Source organism: Thiothrix winogradskyi (assembly GCF_021650935.1).
Lineage (GTDB): Bacteria > Pseudomonadota > Gammaproteobacteria > Thiotrichales > Thiotrichaceae > Thiothrix > Thiothrix winogradskyi.
In genome coordinates, this window is record NZ_CP091244.1 from 829964 (window position 1) to 845835 (window position 15872).

The 15872-nt window shown below is 50.9% G+C and carries 16 protein-coding genes and 1 pseudogene; 10 read left to right on the forward strand and 7 right to left on the reverse strand.

Annotated features, from left to right (window positions below):
- The first annotated feature begins 34 nt into the window (after positions 1–34).
- Positions 35–1498, forward strand: a complete 1464-nt coding sequence (gene ubiD / locus L2Y54_RS04345) for a 4-hydroxy-3-polyprenylbenzoate decarboxylase (RefSeq protein WP_236501992.1) — start codon at positions 35–37, stop codon at positions 1496–1498.
- A 155-nt stretch (positions 1499–1653) separates the two neighbouring features.
- On the opposite strand, the gene L2Y54_RS04350 is transcribed toward ubiD, so the two are convergent.
- Both L2Y54_RS04350 and L2Y54_RS04355 read right to left on the reverse strand, forming a co-directional pair.
- Complete coding sequence (locus L2Y54_RS04350; RefSeq protein WP_236500060.1) at positions 1654–2040, reverse strand: hypothetical protein; 387 nt, start codon at positions 2038–2040, stop codon at positions 1654–1656.
- Positions 2041–2070: 30 nt separating this feature from the next.
- The gene (locus L2Y54_RS04355; protein ID WP_236500061.1) at positions 2071–2451 is read right to left on the reverse strand and encodes a hypothetical protein; all 381 of its coding nucleotides are present in this window, start codon (positions 2449–2451) and stop codon (positions 2071–2073) included.
- A gap of 84 nt (positions 2452–2535) precedes the next feature.
- Between L2Y54_RS04355 and L2Y54_RS04360 the strand changes: the two genes are divergently transcribed.
- The 3 genes and pseudogenes from L2Y54_RS04360 (at position 2536) to L2Y54_RS04370 (ending at position 3891) form a co-directional block, all read left to right on the forward strand.
- A complete protein-coding gene (locus tag L2Y54_RS04360; protein WP_236500062.1) occupies positions 2536–2847 on the forward strand; it encodes a hypothetical protein in 312 nt (103 codons plus the stop codon).
- Between the two features lie 670 nt (positions 2848–3517).
- Positions 3518–3685: pseudogene (locus L2Y54_RS21835) on the forward strand (ISNCY-like element ISAtsp9 family transposase); the annotation flags it as partial.
- Positions 3676–3891: a hypothetical protein gene (locus tag L2Y54_RS04370; protein WP_236496349.1), complete on the forward strand. Its 216-nt coding sequence runs from the start codon at positions 3676–3678 to the stop codon at positions 3889–3891. The pseudogene L2Y54_RS21835 and the gene L2Y54_RS04370, both read left to right, overlap by 10 nt.
- A 218-nt stretch (positions 3892–4109) precedes the next feature.
- Here the strand turns inward: L2Y54_RS04370 and L2Y54_RS04375 are convergent, their stop codons facing one another.
- The 3 genes from L2Y54_RS04375 to L2Y54_RS04385 all read right to left on the reverse strand — a co-directional run bounded on the left by L2Y54_RS04375 (position 4110) and on the right by L2Y54_RS04385 (position 6565).
- Complete coding sequence (locus tag L2Y54_RS04375; RefSeq protein WP_236500066.1) at positions 4110–4766, reverse strand: hypothetical protein; 657 nt, start codon at positions 4764–4766, stop codon at positions 4110–4112.
- Positions 4767–4923: 157 nt separating this feature from the next.
- Positions 4924–5877, reverse strand: coding sequence for a sensor histidine kinase (locus tag L2Y54_RS04380; RefSeq protein WP_236500067.1), 954 nt, complete (start codon positions 5875–5877; stop codon positions 4924–4926).
- Between the two features lie 19 nt (positions 5878–5896).
- Entirely contained in the window at positions 5897–6565 is a 669-nt protein-coding gene (locus L2Y54_RS04385; protein ID WP_236500068.1) for a response regulator, read from the reverse strand.
- Positions 6566–6806: 241 nt separating this feature from the next.
- On the opposite strand from L2Y54_RS04385, the gene L2Y54_RS04390 reads away from it, so the two are divergent.
- From L2Y54_RS04390 to L2Y54_RS04415, 6 genes are all read left to right on the forward strand, one after another.
- Complete coding sequence (locus L2Y54_RS04390; protein ID WP_236500069.1) at positions 6807–10169, forward strand: DEAD/DEAH box helicase family protein; 3363 nt, start codon at positions 6807–6809, stop codon at positions 10167–10169.
- Positions 10170–10273: 104 nt separating this feature from the next.
- On the forward strand, positions 10274–10645 hold the full coding sequence (locus L2Y54_RS04395) for an endonuclease domain-containing protein (RefSeq protein WP_236500071.1): 372 nt from the start codon (positions 10274–10276) through the stop codon (positions 10643–10645).
- A gap of 55 nt (positions 10646–10700) precedes the next feature.
- Positions 10701–12287, forward strand: coding sequence for a type I restriction-modification system subunit M (locus L2Y54_RS04400; RefSeq protein WP_236500072.1), 1587 nt, complete (start codon positions 10701–10703; stop codon positions 12285–12287).
- A 179-nt stretch (positions 12288–12466) separates the two neighbouring features.
- Entirely contained in the window at positions 12467–12730 is a 264-nt protein-coding gene (locus L2Y54_RS04405; protein ID WP_236500073.1) for a type II toxin -antitoxin system TacA 1-like antitoxin, read from the forward strand.
- Positions 12718–13230: a GNAT family N-acetyltransferase gene (locus L2Y54_RS04410; RefSeq protein ID WP_236500075.1), complete on the forward strand. Its 513-nt coding sequence runs from the start codon at positions 12718–12720 to the stop codon at positions 13228–13230. The genes L2Y54_RS04405 and L2Y54_RS04410 overlap by 13 nt, the downstream gene beginning before the upstream one ends.
- A 114-nt stretch (positions 13231–13344) precedes the next feature.
- The gene (locus tag L2Y54_RS04415) at positions 13345–14466 is read left to right on the forward strand and encodes a restriction endonuclease subunit S (protein WP_236500078.1); all 1122 of its coding nucleotides are present in this window, start codon (positions 13345–13347) and stop codon (positions 14464–14466) included.
- Between the two features lie 288 nt (positions 14467–14754).
- On the opposite strand, the gene L2Y54_RS04420 is transcribed toward L2Y54_RS04415, so the two are convergent.
- Together L2Y54_RS04420 and L2Y54_RS04425 are read right to left on the reverse strand one after the other, a co-directional pair.
- Positions 14755–15006, reverse strand: a complete 252-nt coding sequence (locus L2Y54_RS04420) for a hypothetical protein (RefSeq protein ID WP_236500081.1) — start codon at positions 15004–15006, stop codon at positions 14755–14757.
- Positions 15007–15016: 10 nt separating this feature from the next.
- Positions 15017–15841, reverse strand: coding sequence for a DNA/RNA non-specific endonuclease (locus tag L2Y54_RS04425; protein WP_236500084.1), 825 nt, complete (start codon positions 15839–15841; stop codon positions 15017–15019).
- Positions 15842–15872 lie beyond the last annotated feature (31 nt).

The following is a 15872-nucleotide window of genomic DNA, read 5'->3' on the forward strand; positions in this document are numbered from 1 at the left end:
CCTTTTTTTTGTGATTTCCGCTATTATCCTCGCCATGAAATACCATGACCTACGCGACTTTATCCAACAATTGGAAAAAATGGGCGAACTCAAACGCATTAGCGTGGAAGTTGACCCGTATTTGGAAATGACCGAAATCGCCGACCGCGTATTGCGTGCTGGCGGCCCCGCCTTGCTGTTTGAAAATCCCAAAGGGCATAACACCCCGGTACTCGCCAACTTGTTCGGCACGCCGCGCCGCGTGGCGTTGGGGATGGGCGAAGAATCAACCGAAGCCTTGCGCGAAGTCGGTAAATTGCTGGCGTTGCTCAAGCAGCCTGATCCGCCGAAAGGGTTTAAAGATGCGCTGAATGCGCTGCCTATTTTCCGCAAAGTGCTGGATATGGCACCGAAAGTGGTCAGCAAAGCTGCGTGTCAGCAGGTCGTGGAGGAAGGCGATAAAGTGGATTTGAGCAAGCTGCCGATTCAGCATTGCTGGCCGGGGGATGCTGCGCCGCTGATTACGTGGGGTTTGGTGATTACCAAAGGCCCGAATCAGAAACGCCAGAATTTGGGGATTTACCGCCAGCAAGTGTTGGGTAAGAACCGCGTGATTATGCGCTGGTTGTCGCATCGCGGCGGGGCGTTGGATTTTCGTGAGTTTCAGCAGGCGAATCCGGGTAAACCGTTTCCGGTAGCGGTGGCGATTGGCACTGACCCGGCGACGATTTTAGGGGCAGTTACGCCTGTGCCGGATTCGTTGTCGGAATATGCGTTTGCGGGGTTGTTGCGCGGTTCGCGGACGGAGTTGGTGCAAGCGATGGGGGTGGATTTGCAAGTGCCCGCGTCGGCGGAATTTGTGTTGGAGGGGCATATTTACCCCGACGATTTCGCACCCGAAGGGCCTTATGGCGACCATACCGGCTATTACAATGAGGTTGATAGCTTTCCAGTATTCACTATCGAGCGCATTACGCACCGCAAAGACCCGATTTACCACAGCACGTATACGGGGCGACCGCCGGATGAACCGGCGATTTTGGGCTTGGCGTTGAATGAAGTGTTCGTGCCGATTTTGCAGAAGCAGTTTCCTGAAATCGTCGACTTTTACCTGCCGCCGGAAGGCTGTTCGTATCGCATGGCGGTGGTGAGCATCAAGAAGCAATACCCCGGTCACGCCAAGCGGGTGATGATGGGGGTTTGGTCGTTCCTGCGCCAGTTTATGTACACCAAGTTCATTATCGTGGTGGATGACGATGTGAATACCCGCAAGTGGGAGGATGTGATTTGGGCAATGACGACGCGGATGGATCCGGCGCGGGATACCACGTTGATTGAGCATACGCCGATTGATTATCTGGATTTCGCCTCGCCCGTGTCAGGGTTGGGGTCGAAGATGGGCATGGATGCGACCAATAAATGGCCGGGGGAAACCACGCGGGAGTGGGGTACGCCGATTGTGATGGATGCGGCGGTGAAATCCCGCGTGGATGGGATGTGGAAAAGTTTGGGCTTATGATTTCATAAGGCTCGGTCATAGGTGTGACCGGAAGTGATGCAAATACATAAAATCGGATAACTACATTCCTATGAAGTTATCGGTTTGTGTTGGACACCTTCCGATTTCGCTGAAAATTTAGGTTTATATCACTTCCGCGCCCCTCGGTCAGGGAGTTAACTCAACACATCAGTAACTGAAATATAATAGCTCACCGTCATTTTTCTGTTACTAGATAGCTGAGCGTGTCCTCCCACCCCAAATTCAGGTCCAGCATACTCATCACTAATAGACCCCAGAGTCTCTTGTGTCGTTGTATCATCATCATAACCTTCATAAAGAACAGTTACTCTTCCATCATCAGGAACAATAACGGACACGCTCCGCGAATCGTCCCATCCCTCACCTGAATTTTTATTTACTTGATCGCTCAATCCAGTATCGTCTGCATTATCCCCGGGTGAGGAAATAATTCTTCCTATAAAAAACAATTCACCAGATCCCCAATTATCATTATCGTTATGAATATCAATTCGCCCAAATCGAACAGTTACTGTTTTCATAAAATACTCCATATTTTAAAAAATAAATTATTAAATAGGACTCCACTCACCACGACTTTGGTGTTCATTGATTCCAATCCATTCAAATTCAGTGGCTTGCTCACCTAATTTAATAACTAAAGTCCCCCAAAAAGCAGTTTTGAAGGCAGGTATAGCTGAAGCCGGACTACTTAGGAAAGCAGCTACACCTCCAGCAGCTAATCCGGCAAGAATACATTCACGGATAACAGGAACAAAATCTCCACTATCTGGAACTTTAACAGACAACTCAAAAACATGTGTCACATCACGATGAAACACACGTGGATATGGGAGTCTTGTTCCAAGTGGCCCATCAATATAACCAGTCTCCAGTTTGACATCCGGCGCACCGGGAACTCTTCCAACTTCCTCAATAATAATTCTTGGCATTGAACACCTCCTCACAGCAATTCCCGCCGATCTTAAAATGACTGTATAATCATGGTCTTGTAAAACGAGTCACTGTGCAACGAAATGCCTGCAAAACCACCTCCCCTGCCTCTTGTTGGTAGCCTGAAGCTACGCAAGACCCTCTCAGTCCCCGGATTGCTGGAACGTGTGCGCGGCTGTTTCAGTGAAGTCACTGACCACCGCAAAACCAAACCCGACTATCCCTTGGTTGACGTGCTGATGTCAGGGCTTGCCCTATTTTCGTTGAAAGACGGCTCACTGTTGCAGTTTGACAAACAGCGCGGGGACAAGGCACGACGGCACAACCTGAAAACCCTGTTTGGCATCCCCGATGCTCCTGTGACAGCCAAATGCGCACGGTATTGGACGGGGTAAAACCGCAGCGTCTGCGCCCGGTGTTCCGCGCCATCCATCAGGAACTGCAACGGCAAGGCATACTGGAAGGCTACCGTTTTCTAGGAAAGTATTTAGTCAGTATTGATGGAACAGGTATTTTTAGCTCTGGGGCTATCTCTTGCCCGGATTGTTGCATTAAGACACACAAGGACGGACGTGAGGAGTATTACCACCAGATGCTGGCGGCAGTGCTGGTTCACCCTGACAAGAATACCGTATTACCCTTTTTCCGACAGGCCATCACCAAGCAGGATGGCAGCAAGAAAAATGATTGCGAACACAATGCCTCTAAACGGCTCATCCCCCAGTTGCGCCAAGACTTCCCGCGCATGGAGATGATCCTGCTGCAAGATGCCCTTTCCTGCAATGCACCGCACATCCGTCTTCTGAAGTCAAACGGTTACAGCTTTATCATTACCGCCAAAGCCCGTAGTGGCAGCCTATTACTGAAGACGGTATTGGACGGGTTAGCCAATGGCAGTACCCAAGAATTGGCAGGCACGACGAGCAAAAAGTTACGGTGTGGCTACCGTTATGCCAACGACATCCCGCTCAACCATGCCAACCAAGACGTGCGGGTCAACTACATCGACTATTGGGAGGAACGCCCCGACGGTACAACCTTTATCTATGACTGCGTGACTGACATCCCCTCACCGCCGACAACGTGGCGGATGTGGTACGCGCAGCCGTTCCCGCTGGAAGGTGGAGAACGAAACCTTTAACACCCTTAAAAACCTCGGTTACAACCTCGAACATAATTACGGTCATGGCAAGCAACATCTTTCCACTGTGTTCGCCACCCTGATGATGTTGGCCTTCCTGATCGACCAGATTCAGGAAGCTTGCTGCCAGTACTTCCAAGCCGCCCGCACCCGCTTACAGAGCCGTACCGCATTGTGGGAGAAGATGCGTGGGATGTTCCGTGAGCATCTGATTAGCGATTGGGAGTCCTTCTATGCTGCCATCATTTGGGGTTATGAACATGCTGACCTGACACCCAAAGGCATTCGCAGCGGATGAAAATCAGGCTTGAGGGTACGCTGGGGTTTTCCAACAGGGTGTTGGGTTATGCAAAAGTCAGGCGGTATTCGGGCAGGCTTTCAGGGCTTGGAGGGTATGGTTGTGCCCGTAAAAATCAAAGCCCTCGCAGGTCTGCGAAGCTCTGATTACCGATGGATAGCGGGAATTGCTGACCTCCTCAAACCAACTTAAATAAGTTACTTTAAATAAACCATTTATTATTCACCCCAGCCTTCCGGTGACAATGAGTTATATCCCTTAATATCTTTCTCATCCCCTTTGATCTGGTAATAATTATTCTGATAAATAGAGAACATGCAAAGGTCTACAGGGGTTACTTCGGATGAGTTAACGCTTCTGATTGCTCCAGATGCCTCCAGTCCAGCAGCAGCCAGTTCCGAACAGAAAAACTTGGCGAAATCCTCAATATTGTAGGTAACAGAACCCGCTAACCGAAGCATGTCTAAGGCATCTAATGACGATTTAACTGCTTGGGGCATATCGTATTCTTTACCTTCCTGATCCAGTAAAAACCTACAAAATAAACCCAAATCCATTTTCTCCCTCACTGCATCTCTAAGTGGAAGCCACCACACTTCGCCCTCATATTTTCTTAGTCGGTCACTTAAACGACTCCTAATCACACCGGAAAAACCATTTAGGGAAGTTGACTCAATCACTTCATTAATATAATCCCTTTCAGGTTCACCATTAATCAGAACCTGAGAATGAAGGATGACCGCGACATGTGATACAGATGAGCGGGTTGCCCATTTGATAATATCGGAAATATTGCCTTTTCCAGAAAAGGCAATAATATCACCAGGCTTCATTTTGTTACGCACATCTTCATATTGAACAGTTAAACGAGACATAATATTAACCTCTAAATATTAATTTAATGCGATTTGAGGTTAAATTAATTGATTGCCATCGTTAGTACAATAGTGAATATGATATAGGGAATTAAGGATAAGGTTACGCCTAATGATCTGTATGTCTAGGCATAAAATTAACAACAATTAAGTCCGATTAAAAAATAGAAAAACTAACCCGCATCCCCTCTCCATTCCCCCGCCCCACCTCAAACCCAAACCCATTCCTCTCACACTCCCCCAACACAAACCCCAGCCCCAACCCATGCCCATTCACCTTAAAACTCTGCCCACTCCCCCGCATCACCGCCTCAATTTGCTCAGCCGTCATCCCCACCCCATTATCTTCCACCGCAATAACTATCTGATTACCCAAGATTTCAGCCGTAACCCTAACCTCGCCCCCCAACTGTTCCCCGAACCGCTCCTCCACCGCCTCCAACGCATTCTTCACCAAGTTATGAATAATCAGATAAGTCGCCCCGGTGCGTTCTTCAAAACGGTACTGTGCCGCCTCAGCCGGAAATATCACAGACAACGCCACTTGCGGGTAGGATTGCCCATGCCCTATTAATAAACGCACGTCGTCTTGCAATTCCGCCAGCGAAAGCGTGCGGGTAGTCGCGTGCTTATTGCCTATCCCATCCAGTATTAAATGGGTCACTTGAGTCATATACCCCAAGGCTTTTTCCAAGCGGTCTATGTCTTTAGACATAGCCACTGGGGAATAGCGCAAGTTATCCACCGACATTTTAGCGATGCCGATCAGGTTATTAATTTCATGGGTAACAACGCGGACAGAATGCCCAACGGCAGCATCGCGCTGCAAACAATGCGCTTCGCGTTCAATCACGGTGCAGTGCAATTGCGCCGCAAACAATTCTTGTAATTCAGCGTGTAAAGCGTGCCCGAACCGAAACAATAATGCCGCCAGCCCCACATAGCCCAGCAACCAATACCACCAACGAATAGCGCTACAAAAGACCCCGCCCAGCACAAACACCACCGTCGTCAGGATCAGTGGCAAAATGACTTGCACCAATAAACGGTAATAATGCTGCCGTAAATAAGCGTCCCACGCCTCATCCTGAATCGGTGGTGATGGTTGCATGAATCCTCACTGGCTCAAGTTACAACACGCCCAACCGTGTCGCCGCCTGCACCGCTTCCGTCCGATTACGCGCATGGAGGGTGCGTAAAATTGCACTCACATGCAGTTTCACCGTGCCATCTGAACAATTCAGCTCTCTGGCGATGGATTTATTGGGCAAACCCCTTGCCATCAAACGGATGACATCACGCTGACGCGGCGTCAAGCCGCTGTTATCAGTCTGTGGTGGTAAATTCGGGGGTGGCAAATTCGGGGGAGGTGGGTCTTTCGGTTCCGCACGTTGGCGCACCTCGGCTAACATCGACGGTGAAATATAAATTTCCCCCGCCAAAATCAAATGCACCGCATTTTTGACATCGCCCACGCCCGCTGACTTGGCGATATAACCCCGCGCACCTTTGGCAAGGGCTTGATTCATCATCTCTGAATTGTCCGAGCCGGACATAATCACAATCGGGGTCTCCACCGCAACACTGGCGTGCAACGTCTCTAAGCCCGCCACACCGCTTTGCCCCGGTAAAAAAACATCCAACATAATCAGATCGAACGGTGCATATTGGCGCACCACGCCTGCGGCTTCTTCCACCGAACCGACTTCAAATACCGCTGCGCTGGGGTAAAAACGTTCGAGCAGACTGCCTAACGCCTCACGAAATAACGGGTGGTCATCCACAATCAAAATACGCATGGCTAAGCCCCTTGACACACGTCACAAAAACACTCAAAAAGTATGCTTAATAGTATAGGTATTTAGGGATAAAATTCGACAACAGATATAACTATTAGCAACTTTTTTGATGACTATTTGACTTATCGCATTATTTTTAGGCGTTAATCCCCACCGCACTATTTATCAACCTGCGTTTACGATGACTTAAGTGATCATTATCACGGTGTTGAGCGGTGGAATTCGTTTAGAATTTGCCCTCATGCAATCCACCAACTTTGCGTTCCTGCGCCCGCATCACGACACGCTTGCTAACCTCGGCGGTTTGGCAGAAGCGGTGTTGTTCCTTGATCCCGGCAGTGCTTTGACACGCTTGCGGGGTTTTGCCGAAGAAGTTACCCGCACGATTTATCACCTCGAACGTTTGCCGCGCTTACCGCAAGCCAGTTTTTACGACTTGTTGAAAGACAGCGTATTCACCGGTTGTGTGAGCCGCGCCTTACTCGACCAACTGCATGTATTACGGCGTGAAGGTAACAGTACCGCCCACGGCAGCAATGGCGATGCCCGCAATGCACACCTTGCATTGGGGATTGCCCACCAAATCGCCACTTACATGGCAGTACGCTACTACGGGCATTCACCCGCCAAGATTGCACCGTTTGCCAGCGTTACCGACCCGCGCATCAGTGCCAAGCAACTCAAAAAGCTCGAAGACGAGTTGCAGCAAACCCGTGAAGCATTGGAACGCGAACGCACCCAACACAGCGAACGCCTTTCTCCACCCACGCCGCCCGAAGCCACCCAACGCCAAACCGCCAGCCAACAAGTCGCCAACTCCCTGCACTGGAACGAAGCACAAACCCGCGCTTTGCTGATTGATGTCATGCTGCAAAAAGCCGGTTGGGATGTGGGCGAACCTGCACAAGTCAGTGTGGAATTCGTGGTGGATTACCCCGATAACGTCTCCGGTAAAGGTCGCGCCGACTACGTGCTATGGGGTGACAATGGGCAACCACTGGCGGTGATCGAAGCCAAAAAATCCGGCAATAAAAGCCTGCAAGCGGGGCGCGAACAAGCGCGTTTGTATGCCGATGCGCTCGAACACATGGGCTACCAACGTCCGGTAATCTTTTACACCAACGGCTACGAAACCTTTATCTGGGACGATCACCAATACAACACCTACCGCCCCGTATACGGTTTTTACAGCAAAGACAGCCTCGATTATCTGATCTACCAACGCCATTACCGCGTCGCCGCACTCGAACAACACAACCCTGACCTGAAAATTGCCGACCGCCCCTACCAGATTGAGGCGATCAAAACCGTGGCGGCACATTTCCAGCAGCAACGCCGCAAAGCCTTGATTATCCAAGCCACAGGCACGGGTAAAACCCGCGTGGCGATTGCGCTGGCGGAATTGCTATTACGCACCGGCTGGGCAAAACGGGTGCTGTTTTTGTGTGATCGCAAGGAATTGCGCACCCAAGCCGATGAAGCCTTTAAGCACAATTTGCCGAGTGAGCCGCGTTGCGTGATCGGCGAAACCAACCGCATTGACCAATCCGCACGGATTTACATCGCCACCTACCCCGGCATGATGAGCCGCTTTGCGCAGCTCGATGTGGGCTTTTTCGACCTGATGATTGCCGATGAATCGCATCGCAGCATTTACAACCGCTACCGCGATTTATTCGACTATTTCGATGCGCTGCAACTGGGCTTGACGGCGACACCCGTGAAATTTATCAGCCGCAATACCTTCGATATTTTCGATTGTGAAACCACTGACCCGACCTATGAATTTGGGTTGGATGCGGCCATCAATAACGATCCGCCGTACCTTGCCCCATTTCGCGCCAAGGATTTAACCACCGAATTCCTGCGCAACGGCATTCACTACAAGGATTTGAGCAAGGAACAACAGCAGCAACTCGAAGCCGATTTGGGCGAAGAACAAGCGCGTATCACCAGGATTGCGGGCAAGGATATTGGGCGCAAAATCTTCAGCGAAGACACCGACCGCGCCATTCTCGAAAACTTGATGAATCACGGCATCAAAGATGAAACCGGCTCGTTGGTGGGCAAAACCATTATTTTTGCGCAACGCCAAGACCACGCCGAACACCTCGAAGCCTTGTTCTGCAAGCTCTACCCGCAATACGGCAGCAAAGTGTGCAAGGTGATCCACAACCAGATTCCCAAAGTCGAAAGCCTGATCAAGGAATTCAAAAAGAAAGGCAACCACGATTTCCGCATTGCCATTTCGGTGGATATGCTCGACACCGGCATTGATGTACCGGAAGTGGTGAATCTGGTGTTCGCCAAAAAAGTGATGTCATGGGTGAAATTCTGGCAAATGATCGGGCGCGGCACACGCCTTTGCCCCAATTTGTTCGGCGCGGGCAAGCACAAAACCGAATTCCGCATTTTCGACCATTACGGCAACTTCGAGTTTTTTGAACAGGAATATAAAGAGCCGGACGACGTGGGCAGCAAAGCCTTGTTGCAAACCTTGTTTGAGGCACGGCTGGAACTGGTCGATGTGGCACTCAAAGCCAATCATGCGGCGGCATTGGATACGGCACTTGCCTTGCTGCGGGCGGATTTGAACGACTTGCCGGAAGACAGCATTGCGGTGCAGCGCGAGTTGCGCAATGTGCGCGTGCTGCAAGAAACCGATGCCTTGCAGCGCATGACTGCCGCAACCCGCCATTTGCTTGCCAGCAAAATCGCGCCGTTGATGGCAGCGCGGGTGTTGCGCGACAAACACGCTACTCAGTTCGACAAACTCATGGCGACGCTGCAACGCTGTTGGGTGGAACAGGCCAGTTGTTTGGCGGATAAGCGCGATGCTTTGCTGGCGGAACTGGATAAACTGGCGGTGAATATTCAAGCCGTGCGCCAAAAAGACGCGGTGATTGCCGAAGTGCACCGCGCGGAATTCTGGCAAACCTTGAGCATGGAACGGCTGGAATGGGTGCGCACTGAATTGCGCGGCATAATGAAATACCGCCAAACGGGTGATAGCGTGAGTTACGGCACACCGACGACCAAAACCAAGGATGGCGGGGTGCAGGAAGCCGAGCGCCTAGTGAAAATTGCGGGGACGAATGAGGCGTTGCTGTATCGGCGGCGTTTGAAAACGGTGCTGGATGGCATGATTGCCGATAACCCGCTTTTGCAGAAAATCCGCAATGGTGAAGCGATTGCTGCGGCTGAATTACAGACACTGACCTCGACTATTCTGACCAGTCACCCCGGTGTGAGTTTGGAGGTGTTGAACACGTTTTATGGGCGTACTGCGGAACAGTTGCAGGAAACGGTGCGAGAATTGGTGGGGCTGGATGTGCAGGCGGTGGAACAGCATTTCACCGCATTCTTGCATCAGCATCCGACGTTGACGGCGCAACAGGTGCGCTTTATGAATTTGCTGAAAAATTACATCGCGGAACACGGCAGTATTCCGGTGGATACGCTGTATGACGCGCCGTTTACCAGCGTGGATTATCGCGGGATTGACGGGGTGTTTACCGAGGCGGATGCGGGGGAATTGTTTGCGGTGTTGCAGCCGTTTTTGAGGAAGGAAAGACCCTCACCCCAACCCCTCTCCCTGAGGTAGAGGGGCTAAGAAAGAAGAAAAACAGCTAACCATTCAACTCTTGGCTCCCCCTCTACCTCTGGGAGAGGGGCTGGGGGGTGAGGGTCTTCAAAGGAACATCAACCATGACGATACCTAATCGTGAAAAAGCCCGCTCGCTACGCCAACAACAAACGTCCGCCGAGCAACGCTTGTGGCAACAGCTACGCAACCGCCAATTAGACGGTTACAAATTTCACCGCCAATATGTTATTGCCCCCTACATCGTCGATTTCGCCTGTCGCGCCGAGAAACTCATCGTAGAGCTGGATGGCACACATCACGCTGAACCCGATCAAGCAGAATACGACCAAATCCGCAGCGAATGCCTAGCTGCCCAAGGCTACCGCATCCTACGTTTTTGGAATACCGACATCGACCACGCCCTACCCACCATCCTAGAAACCATCAAATTCACTCTTAAAGCCCCTCTACCTCCGGGAGAGGGGTTGGGGTGAGGGTCTCCCCATGCCACAATCCCCAACTTTCCCGCACTGACACAAAGGACACCCCATGCTGACCGGACAAGCCCGCAACGACATCGACAAACTCTGGGAAAAATTCTGGACGGGCGGCATCACTAACCCCTTAACCGTGATCGAGCAGATCAGTTACCTGCTGTTTGCGCGGATGCTGGATATGCAGGAGGAAATGGGCGAACGCAAAGCAGCACGCGGTAGCACGGTTACGCTGATTTTCCCCACGACGCCAGCAGGGCAGTTATTGCGCTGGAAAAACTTCAAGAATCTTTCAGGCAAGGCGTTGTACACACACTTGAAGGATAACGTTTACCCATTCTTCACCCAGATGGGCGAACAGCCCAACGATGATTTGAGCGCGGAAGGCAAAGCCTTGAGCGGGCTGGTGAATATCGGCGAATACATGCAAGACGCGGATTTGGCGATTAAAAACGAGTCGGTGCTGGCGGCGGCGGTGGCGATGGTGGATAAGCTGGAGCTGACCAAAAGCGATACCAAGGGCGATATTTACGAATATTTGTTGAGCAAGCTGACCACGGCGGGGATTAACGGGCAGTTTCGCACACCGCGCCACATTATTGACGCGATGATTGAGTTGGTTGCGCCGCTGCCCACGGAAACGGTGTGTGACCCGGCATGTGGCACAGCGGGTTTTTTGGCGCGGACGATGGAGTATTTGAACCGCACGTATTCGAGCGCGGATGGCACGTTTAGGGATGATGACGGCAATGTGCATTATTCTGGCGATTTGTTGAGCGAGTACCGTGAGCATATCAATAGCCAGATGTTTTGGGGGTTTGATTTCGATACCACCATGTTGCGGGTGTCGAGCATGAATATGCTGCTGCACGGGGTGAGTGATGCGAATATTTTGTATCAGGACAGCTTGAGCAAGTCGATCAAGGCGAATTTCCCGCGTCAGGAGGAGGATTTTTTCGACGTAATCCTCGCCAATCCGCCGTTCAAGGGTAGTCTGGATGAGAGCAATGTGAACCCGGATGTGTTGGGTGTGGTGAAGACCAAAAAGACCGAATTGCTGTTTGTGGCGCACATTTTGCGGGCGCTGAAATTGGGCGGGCGGGCAGCGGTAATCGTGCCGGATGGGGTGCTGTTTGGGTCGAGCAATGCGCATCAGCAGTTACGCCAGAGCTTGATCGAAAACAATCAGTTGGAAGGGATTGTGTCGTTGCCGAGCGGGGTATTTAAGCCGTATGCGGGCGTTTCCACCGCGATTTTGCTGTTCACCAAAGGCGGCACGACGGAACGGGTGTGGTTTTACGATGTGCAGGCGGATGGCTATTCGCTGGATGACAAACGCACCCCGCAGGAGGCGAATGATTTGCCGCAGGTGATTGCCCGTTGGCAGGCATACCGGGCGTTGGTGTTGGCGAATGCCGCAGCGGAAACCATTGCGGAGGCGTTTGGCGATAAGACCCAGCAGGCGTTTGCGGTGGCGAAGGCAGAGATTGCCGCGAATAAGTACGACCTGTCGATCAATCGCTACAAGGAGGTGGTGTATGCGGAAGAGCGGTACGACGCGCCCAAGGTGATTTTGGGGAAGTTGAAGGCGTTGGAAACAGAGATTTTGGCGAATTTGGAAGAGTTGGAGGCGATGCTGTGAAGCTGAAGACCCTCATCACCCCAACCCCCTCTCCCAGAGGTAGAGGGGGAGCAAGATAAAGATGGCGCTCTCCTCTTAGCCCCTCTACCTCCGGGAGAGGGGTTGGGGTGAGGGTCTTGCTAAACCACCCTGAATCCACTACATTTGTAGTATATTGTAATACATTTGGGGTGATGGTTATGTTGTCTTCTGTGTTGAGCGTTCGCTTAAGCGATGCCGAGCGTAACCTCTTGGAGGTTGCTGCGAGTCATGCCCGTCTTAAACTGGGCGATTTTATTCGCCGCAAGGCATTGGAAGCAGCCGAAGCCGAGTTGCTGGAACGCAATGTCATTGTGATTCCGACCAGTCGCTGGGCAGAAATTGAAGCTTTGATTAGTGCGCCCGCACGCGCCATTCCTGCGGTGAAAGAACTTGCCCGCTTTGCTCCGGCATGGAAACCCTGAATGCCGTCCGCCCGTTGGCGGAAAATGATGACCGCGCCAGTTTTGATTGCGGCAGGGCATCACTGAACGGTTGGTTGCAACGTAATGCCTGGCGCAATCAGGCGACCGGCGTTTCCCGAACCTATGTGTTGCCTGATCCCATACAGGCGCAGCAGATCAGGGGTTATGTGACCTTGGCAGCCGGAGAAATCCGCCGCGAATTTTTGCCTAAAAGCCAACAGCGTAATATGCCAGACCCTGTGCCTATTGTATTGCTGGGGCAGTTGGCGGTGGATGCCGCGCATCAGGGTACGGGCGTTTCCAAGGTATTGTTGGCGGCTGCGTTCACTTTCGCGGTACATGTCTCGAAAACCATCGGCAGCTTTGCATTGGTGACTCATCCGCTGGATGACAATGCCCGTGCGTTCTATCAGCGCTGGGGATTCAGCACCTTAGATCCTGATCCACAACAGGCGATGTATATCCGCATTCGTGACCTCGAAGCATCGGGTGTGCAGTAAATTGTTCATGTTGAAGACCCTCACCCCAATGCCAAAGAAACCCCTCCTAACCTCCCCTTATCAGGGGAGGTTAGGAGGGGTTTCTTCAATCCCCCAAAAACCGGAGAACCTGCTGTGAGTTGGTTTGGAAATGCGAAATCATGGTCTTTAGTTCCTCTAAAAGAGGTTGCAACCCTGAAAAGAGGCTACGATTTACCTGTCGATCAACGAAATCCGGGTAATGTGCCGATATATGCGGCAAATGGAAAAAATGGTTCTCATGATGAAGTAAAAAAGAAAGCTCCTAGTGTGGTTACAGGAAGGTCTGGAACTATCGGAAAAGTCCATTATGTCACAGAAGATTATTGGCCTTTAAATACAGCATTATATGTGACTGACTTTTACGGCAATGACCCAAAATGGGTTTATTACATGCTTCAGGCTTTCAAACTGGAGCGATTTGTAGAAGGTGCTGGCGTTCCAACACTGAATAGAAATCTGGTGCATGGTGAATTAATCCCCCTCCCACCACTCCCCGAACAACAACGCATCGCCGCCATCCTCGACAAAGCCGATGCCATCCGCCGCAAGCGCCAGCAAGCGATTCAACTGGCGGATGAGTTTTTGCGGTCGGTGTTTTTGGAAATGTTTGGTGATCCGGTAACGAACCCGAAGGGATGGGAGGTTAAGCTGTGTACTGATATTTGCCGACAGATTACAGTTGGACTTGTTATTAAACCTGCGTCTTATTATGTAGATGAAGGTATTCCAGCCATTAGATCATTAAACATTGGCGATAAAGGAATTAAACGTGAAAACTTCGTTTACTTTAGCGCATCTGACAACGAAACAGTTTTATCAAAGTCACGAGTGTACGAAGATGATATTGTTATAGTGCGTTCAGGTCAACCGGGGAAAGCGGCAGTGATTCCAAAAGAGTTAGATGGGATAAATGCAATTGACGTATTGATTGTCAGACCAGATAAAGAAAAAATTGAACCTAATTTTTTAGCTTTTTTCTTGAACTCAAGTGCTGGAAAAAGTCTTGTCATGAGCGAGGAAAGGGGGCAAGTACAAAAACACTTAAATGTTGGATCATTAAATGTAGCAAAAATACCTATTCCACCGATTGATAGACAACGGCAATTCGTCAAAATAATAAAAAAAATCCGAGATATTTCTGAAAAAAGCAAACTGGCAGAATGTGACGTGATGTTCAACGCGCTAAGTCAGCGGGCGTTTGCGGGGGAATTGTAAGACCCTCACCCCAACCCGCACCCCTGCCGCTTCATCGCGGCGCTTCGCCCCAGAGGTAGAGGGGCAAAGAGAAGCACGCCCTCTTTATCTTACTCCCCCTCTACCTCTGGGAGAGGGGGCTGGGGGGTGAGGGTCTTCAACCCGTTTGCGGGGAAACAATGAACGTGCCACCATCATTTCAACACACTGTTAGCAGAGGCATACCATGCAACTGACACTCGACATCCCAGAAAAATACCTTCTGGATTCCCCAGTGCGAACCGGAACTGGTGGATGTGTTGCGTTGCATCAAGCAAAGGGATTAGCCACTTCATCACTCGCTTGAAGGCTGATTTTTTCCAGTAATACGCCGCTGGCTTGTTCACGGCTCAATACCTCCACCACACCATCCAACAGGGCTTTGAGTTTTAGGGCGAGTGCTAAACCAGCGGCATCGTGCGTAAGATCCAAACTACCGTGCAAGGACACGCGATCCAAACGGTTTTCAATGTTTAAACCCTGCAATAAGTGGGTTTCGGCTTCATTTTTAAAAAAATCCATCGGGCTATACTCAAGGTTGCGGTAACGGCATCACGTTAGCTTTGCTGAAAGCGTCGAGGCTAGGGAAAGGGTCAATGCCTGCCGTTTGCGTCAACTCAGCAATGCTCATCATTTTGTAGTTCCTGTTAGCATCGTTTGCAACCCAATACGCGCCACTTTCCCCCGTATTGGCATCGTAAATCGCTTTGAAATAACTGGTTGGCACTAACACCCGATTATTAATGCGTTGCAACGCGGCTCCCGCAAAAATGGCACCCGAAACCACATACAACTCACCGCGCTGCTTGGCTAAATCGCGGGTGCGCGACTCAATGCTTGACCACAACCCCCGGTTATTTGATGGATTTTGCGGGGTCATATTCGCGAGGGAAAAACTTTCACGCATCGCTTCTGCCGTCGGCATATCCGCCGCTGGAACCAAATGCCCGCGATCAAAACCAGAGCCTGCATAATCCGCCAATTCAGCACGTTCATCAGCCGGTAGACGTGGCTCAGCGTAGAAATTATCAGTGCGATTAATATCCATCAGCAGCTCGGCATACGTCATTTGCTCACTTGCCCATAACGGGGTGCGTGTCACCCCCGAATGCAGCACTGCAAATTCCGTAAAACACAACGCCTGCGTTTTAGCCGCCAATTTAGCATTGACCAATTGCGGCATATCGCCATTAGCATGATGCTGCGGGCAAGCACTGGCACTACTGCCAGCGGTACTCGCCGTAGCCCCCGTGTTCGTCGCACCAGAACCCGATGAGGCGGTGTTATTGGATGCACAAGCCGTTAAGCTCAATAAGGTAAATAGTGTGATTAACACACGGTTAGACATTGTATTCATCAGCAAGCCCCAGCGTTCAGCAAATTGTAAG

Coding starts and splice junctions, on each gene's coding strand:
- ubiD (WP_236501992.1), top strand. CDS start 35: ATGAAATACCATGACCTACGCGACTTTATCCAACAATTGGAAAAAATG.
- L2Y54_RS04350 (WP_236500060.1), bottom strand. CDS start 2,040: ATGAAAACAGTAACTGTTCGATTTGGGCGAATTGATATTCATAACGAT.
- L2Y54_RS04355 (WP_236500061.1), bottom strand. CDS start 2,451: ATGCCAAGAATTATTATTGAGGAAGTTGGAAGAGTTCCCGGTGCGCCG.
- L2Y54_RS04360 (WP_236500062.1), top strand. CDS start 2,536: ATGCCTGCAAAACCACCTCCCCTGCCTCTTGTTGGTAGCCTGAAGCTA.
- L2Y54_RS04370 (WP_236496349.1), top strand. CDS start 3,676: ATGATGTTGGCCTTCCTGATCGACCAGATTCAGGAAGCTTGCTGCCAG.
- L2Y54_RS04375 (WP_236500066.1), bottom strand. CDS start 4,766: ATGTCTCGTTTAACTGTTCAATATGAAGATGTGCGTAACAAAATGAAG.
- L2Y54_RS04380 (WP_236500067.1), bottom strand. CDS start 5,877: ATGCAACCATCACCACCGATTCAGGATGAGGCGTGGGACGCTTATTTA.
- L2Y54_RS04385 (WP_236500068.1), bottom strand. CDS start 6,565: ATGCGTATTTTGATTGTGGATGACCACCCGTTATTTCGTGAGGCGTTA.
- L2Y54_RS04390 (WP_236500069.1), top strand. CDS start 6,807: ATGCAATCCACCAACTTTGCGTTCCTGCGCCCGCATCACGACACGCTT.
- L2Y54_RS04395 (WP_236500071.1), top strand. CDS start 10,274: ATGACGATACCTAATCGTGAAAAAGCCCGCTCGCTACGCCAACAACAA.
- L2Y54_RS04400 (WP_236500072.1), top strand. CDS start 10,701: ATGCTGACCGGACAAGCCCGCAACGACATCGACAAACTCTGGGAAAAA.
- L2Y54_RS04405 (WP_236500073.1), top strand. CDS start 12,467: ATGTTGTCTTCTGTGTTGAGCGTTCGCTTAAGCGATGCCGAGCGTAAC.
- L2Y54_RS04410 (WP_236500075.1), top strand. CDS start 12,718: ATGGAAACCCTGAATGCCGTCCGCCCGTTGGCGGAAAATGATGACCGC.
- L2Y54_RS04420 (WP_236500081.1), bottom strand. CDS start 15,006: ATGGATTTTTTTAAAAATGAAGCCGAAACCCACTTATTGCAGGGTTTA.
- L2Y54_RS04425 (WP_236500084.1), bottom strand. CDS start 15,841: ATGAATACAATGTCTAACCGTGTGTTAATCACACTATTTACCTTATTG.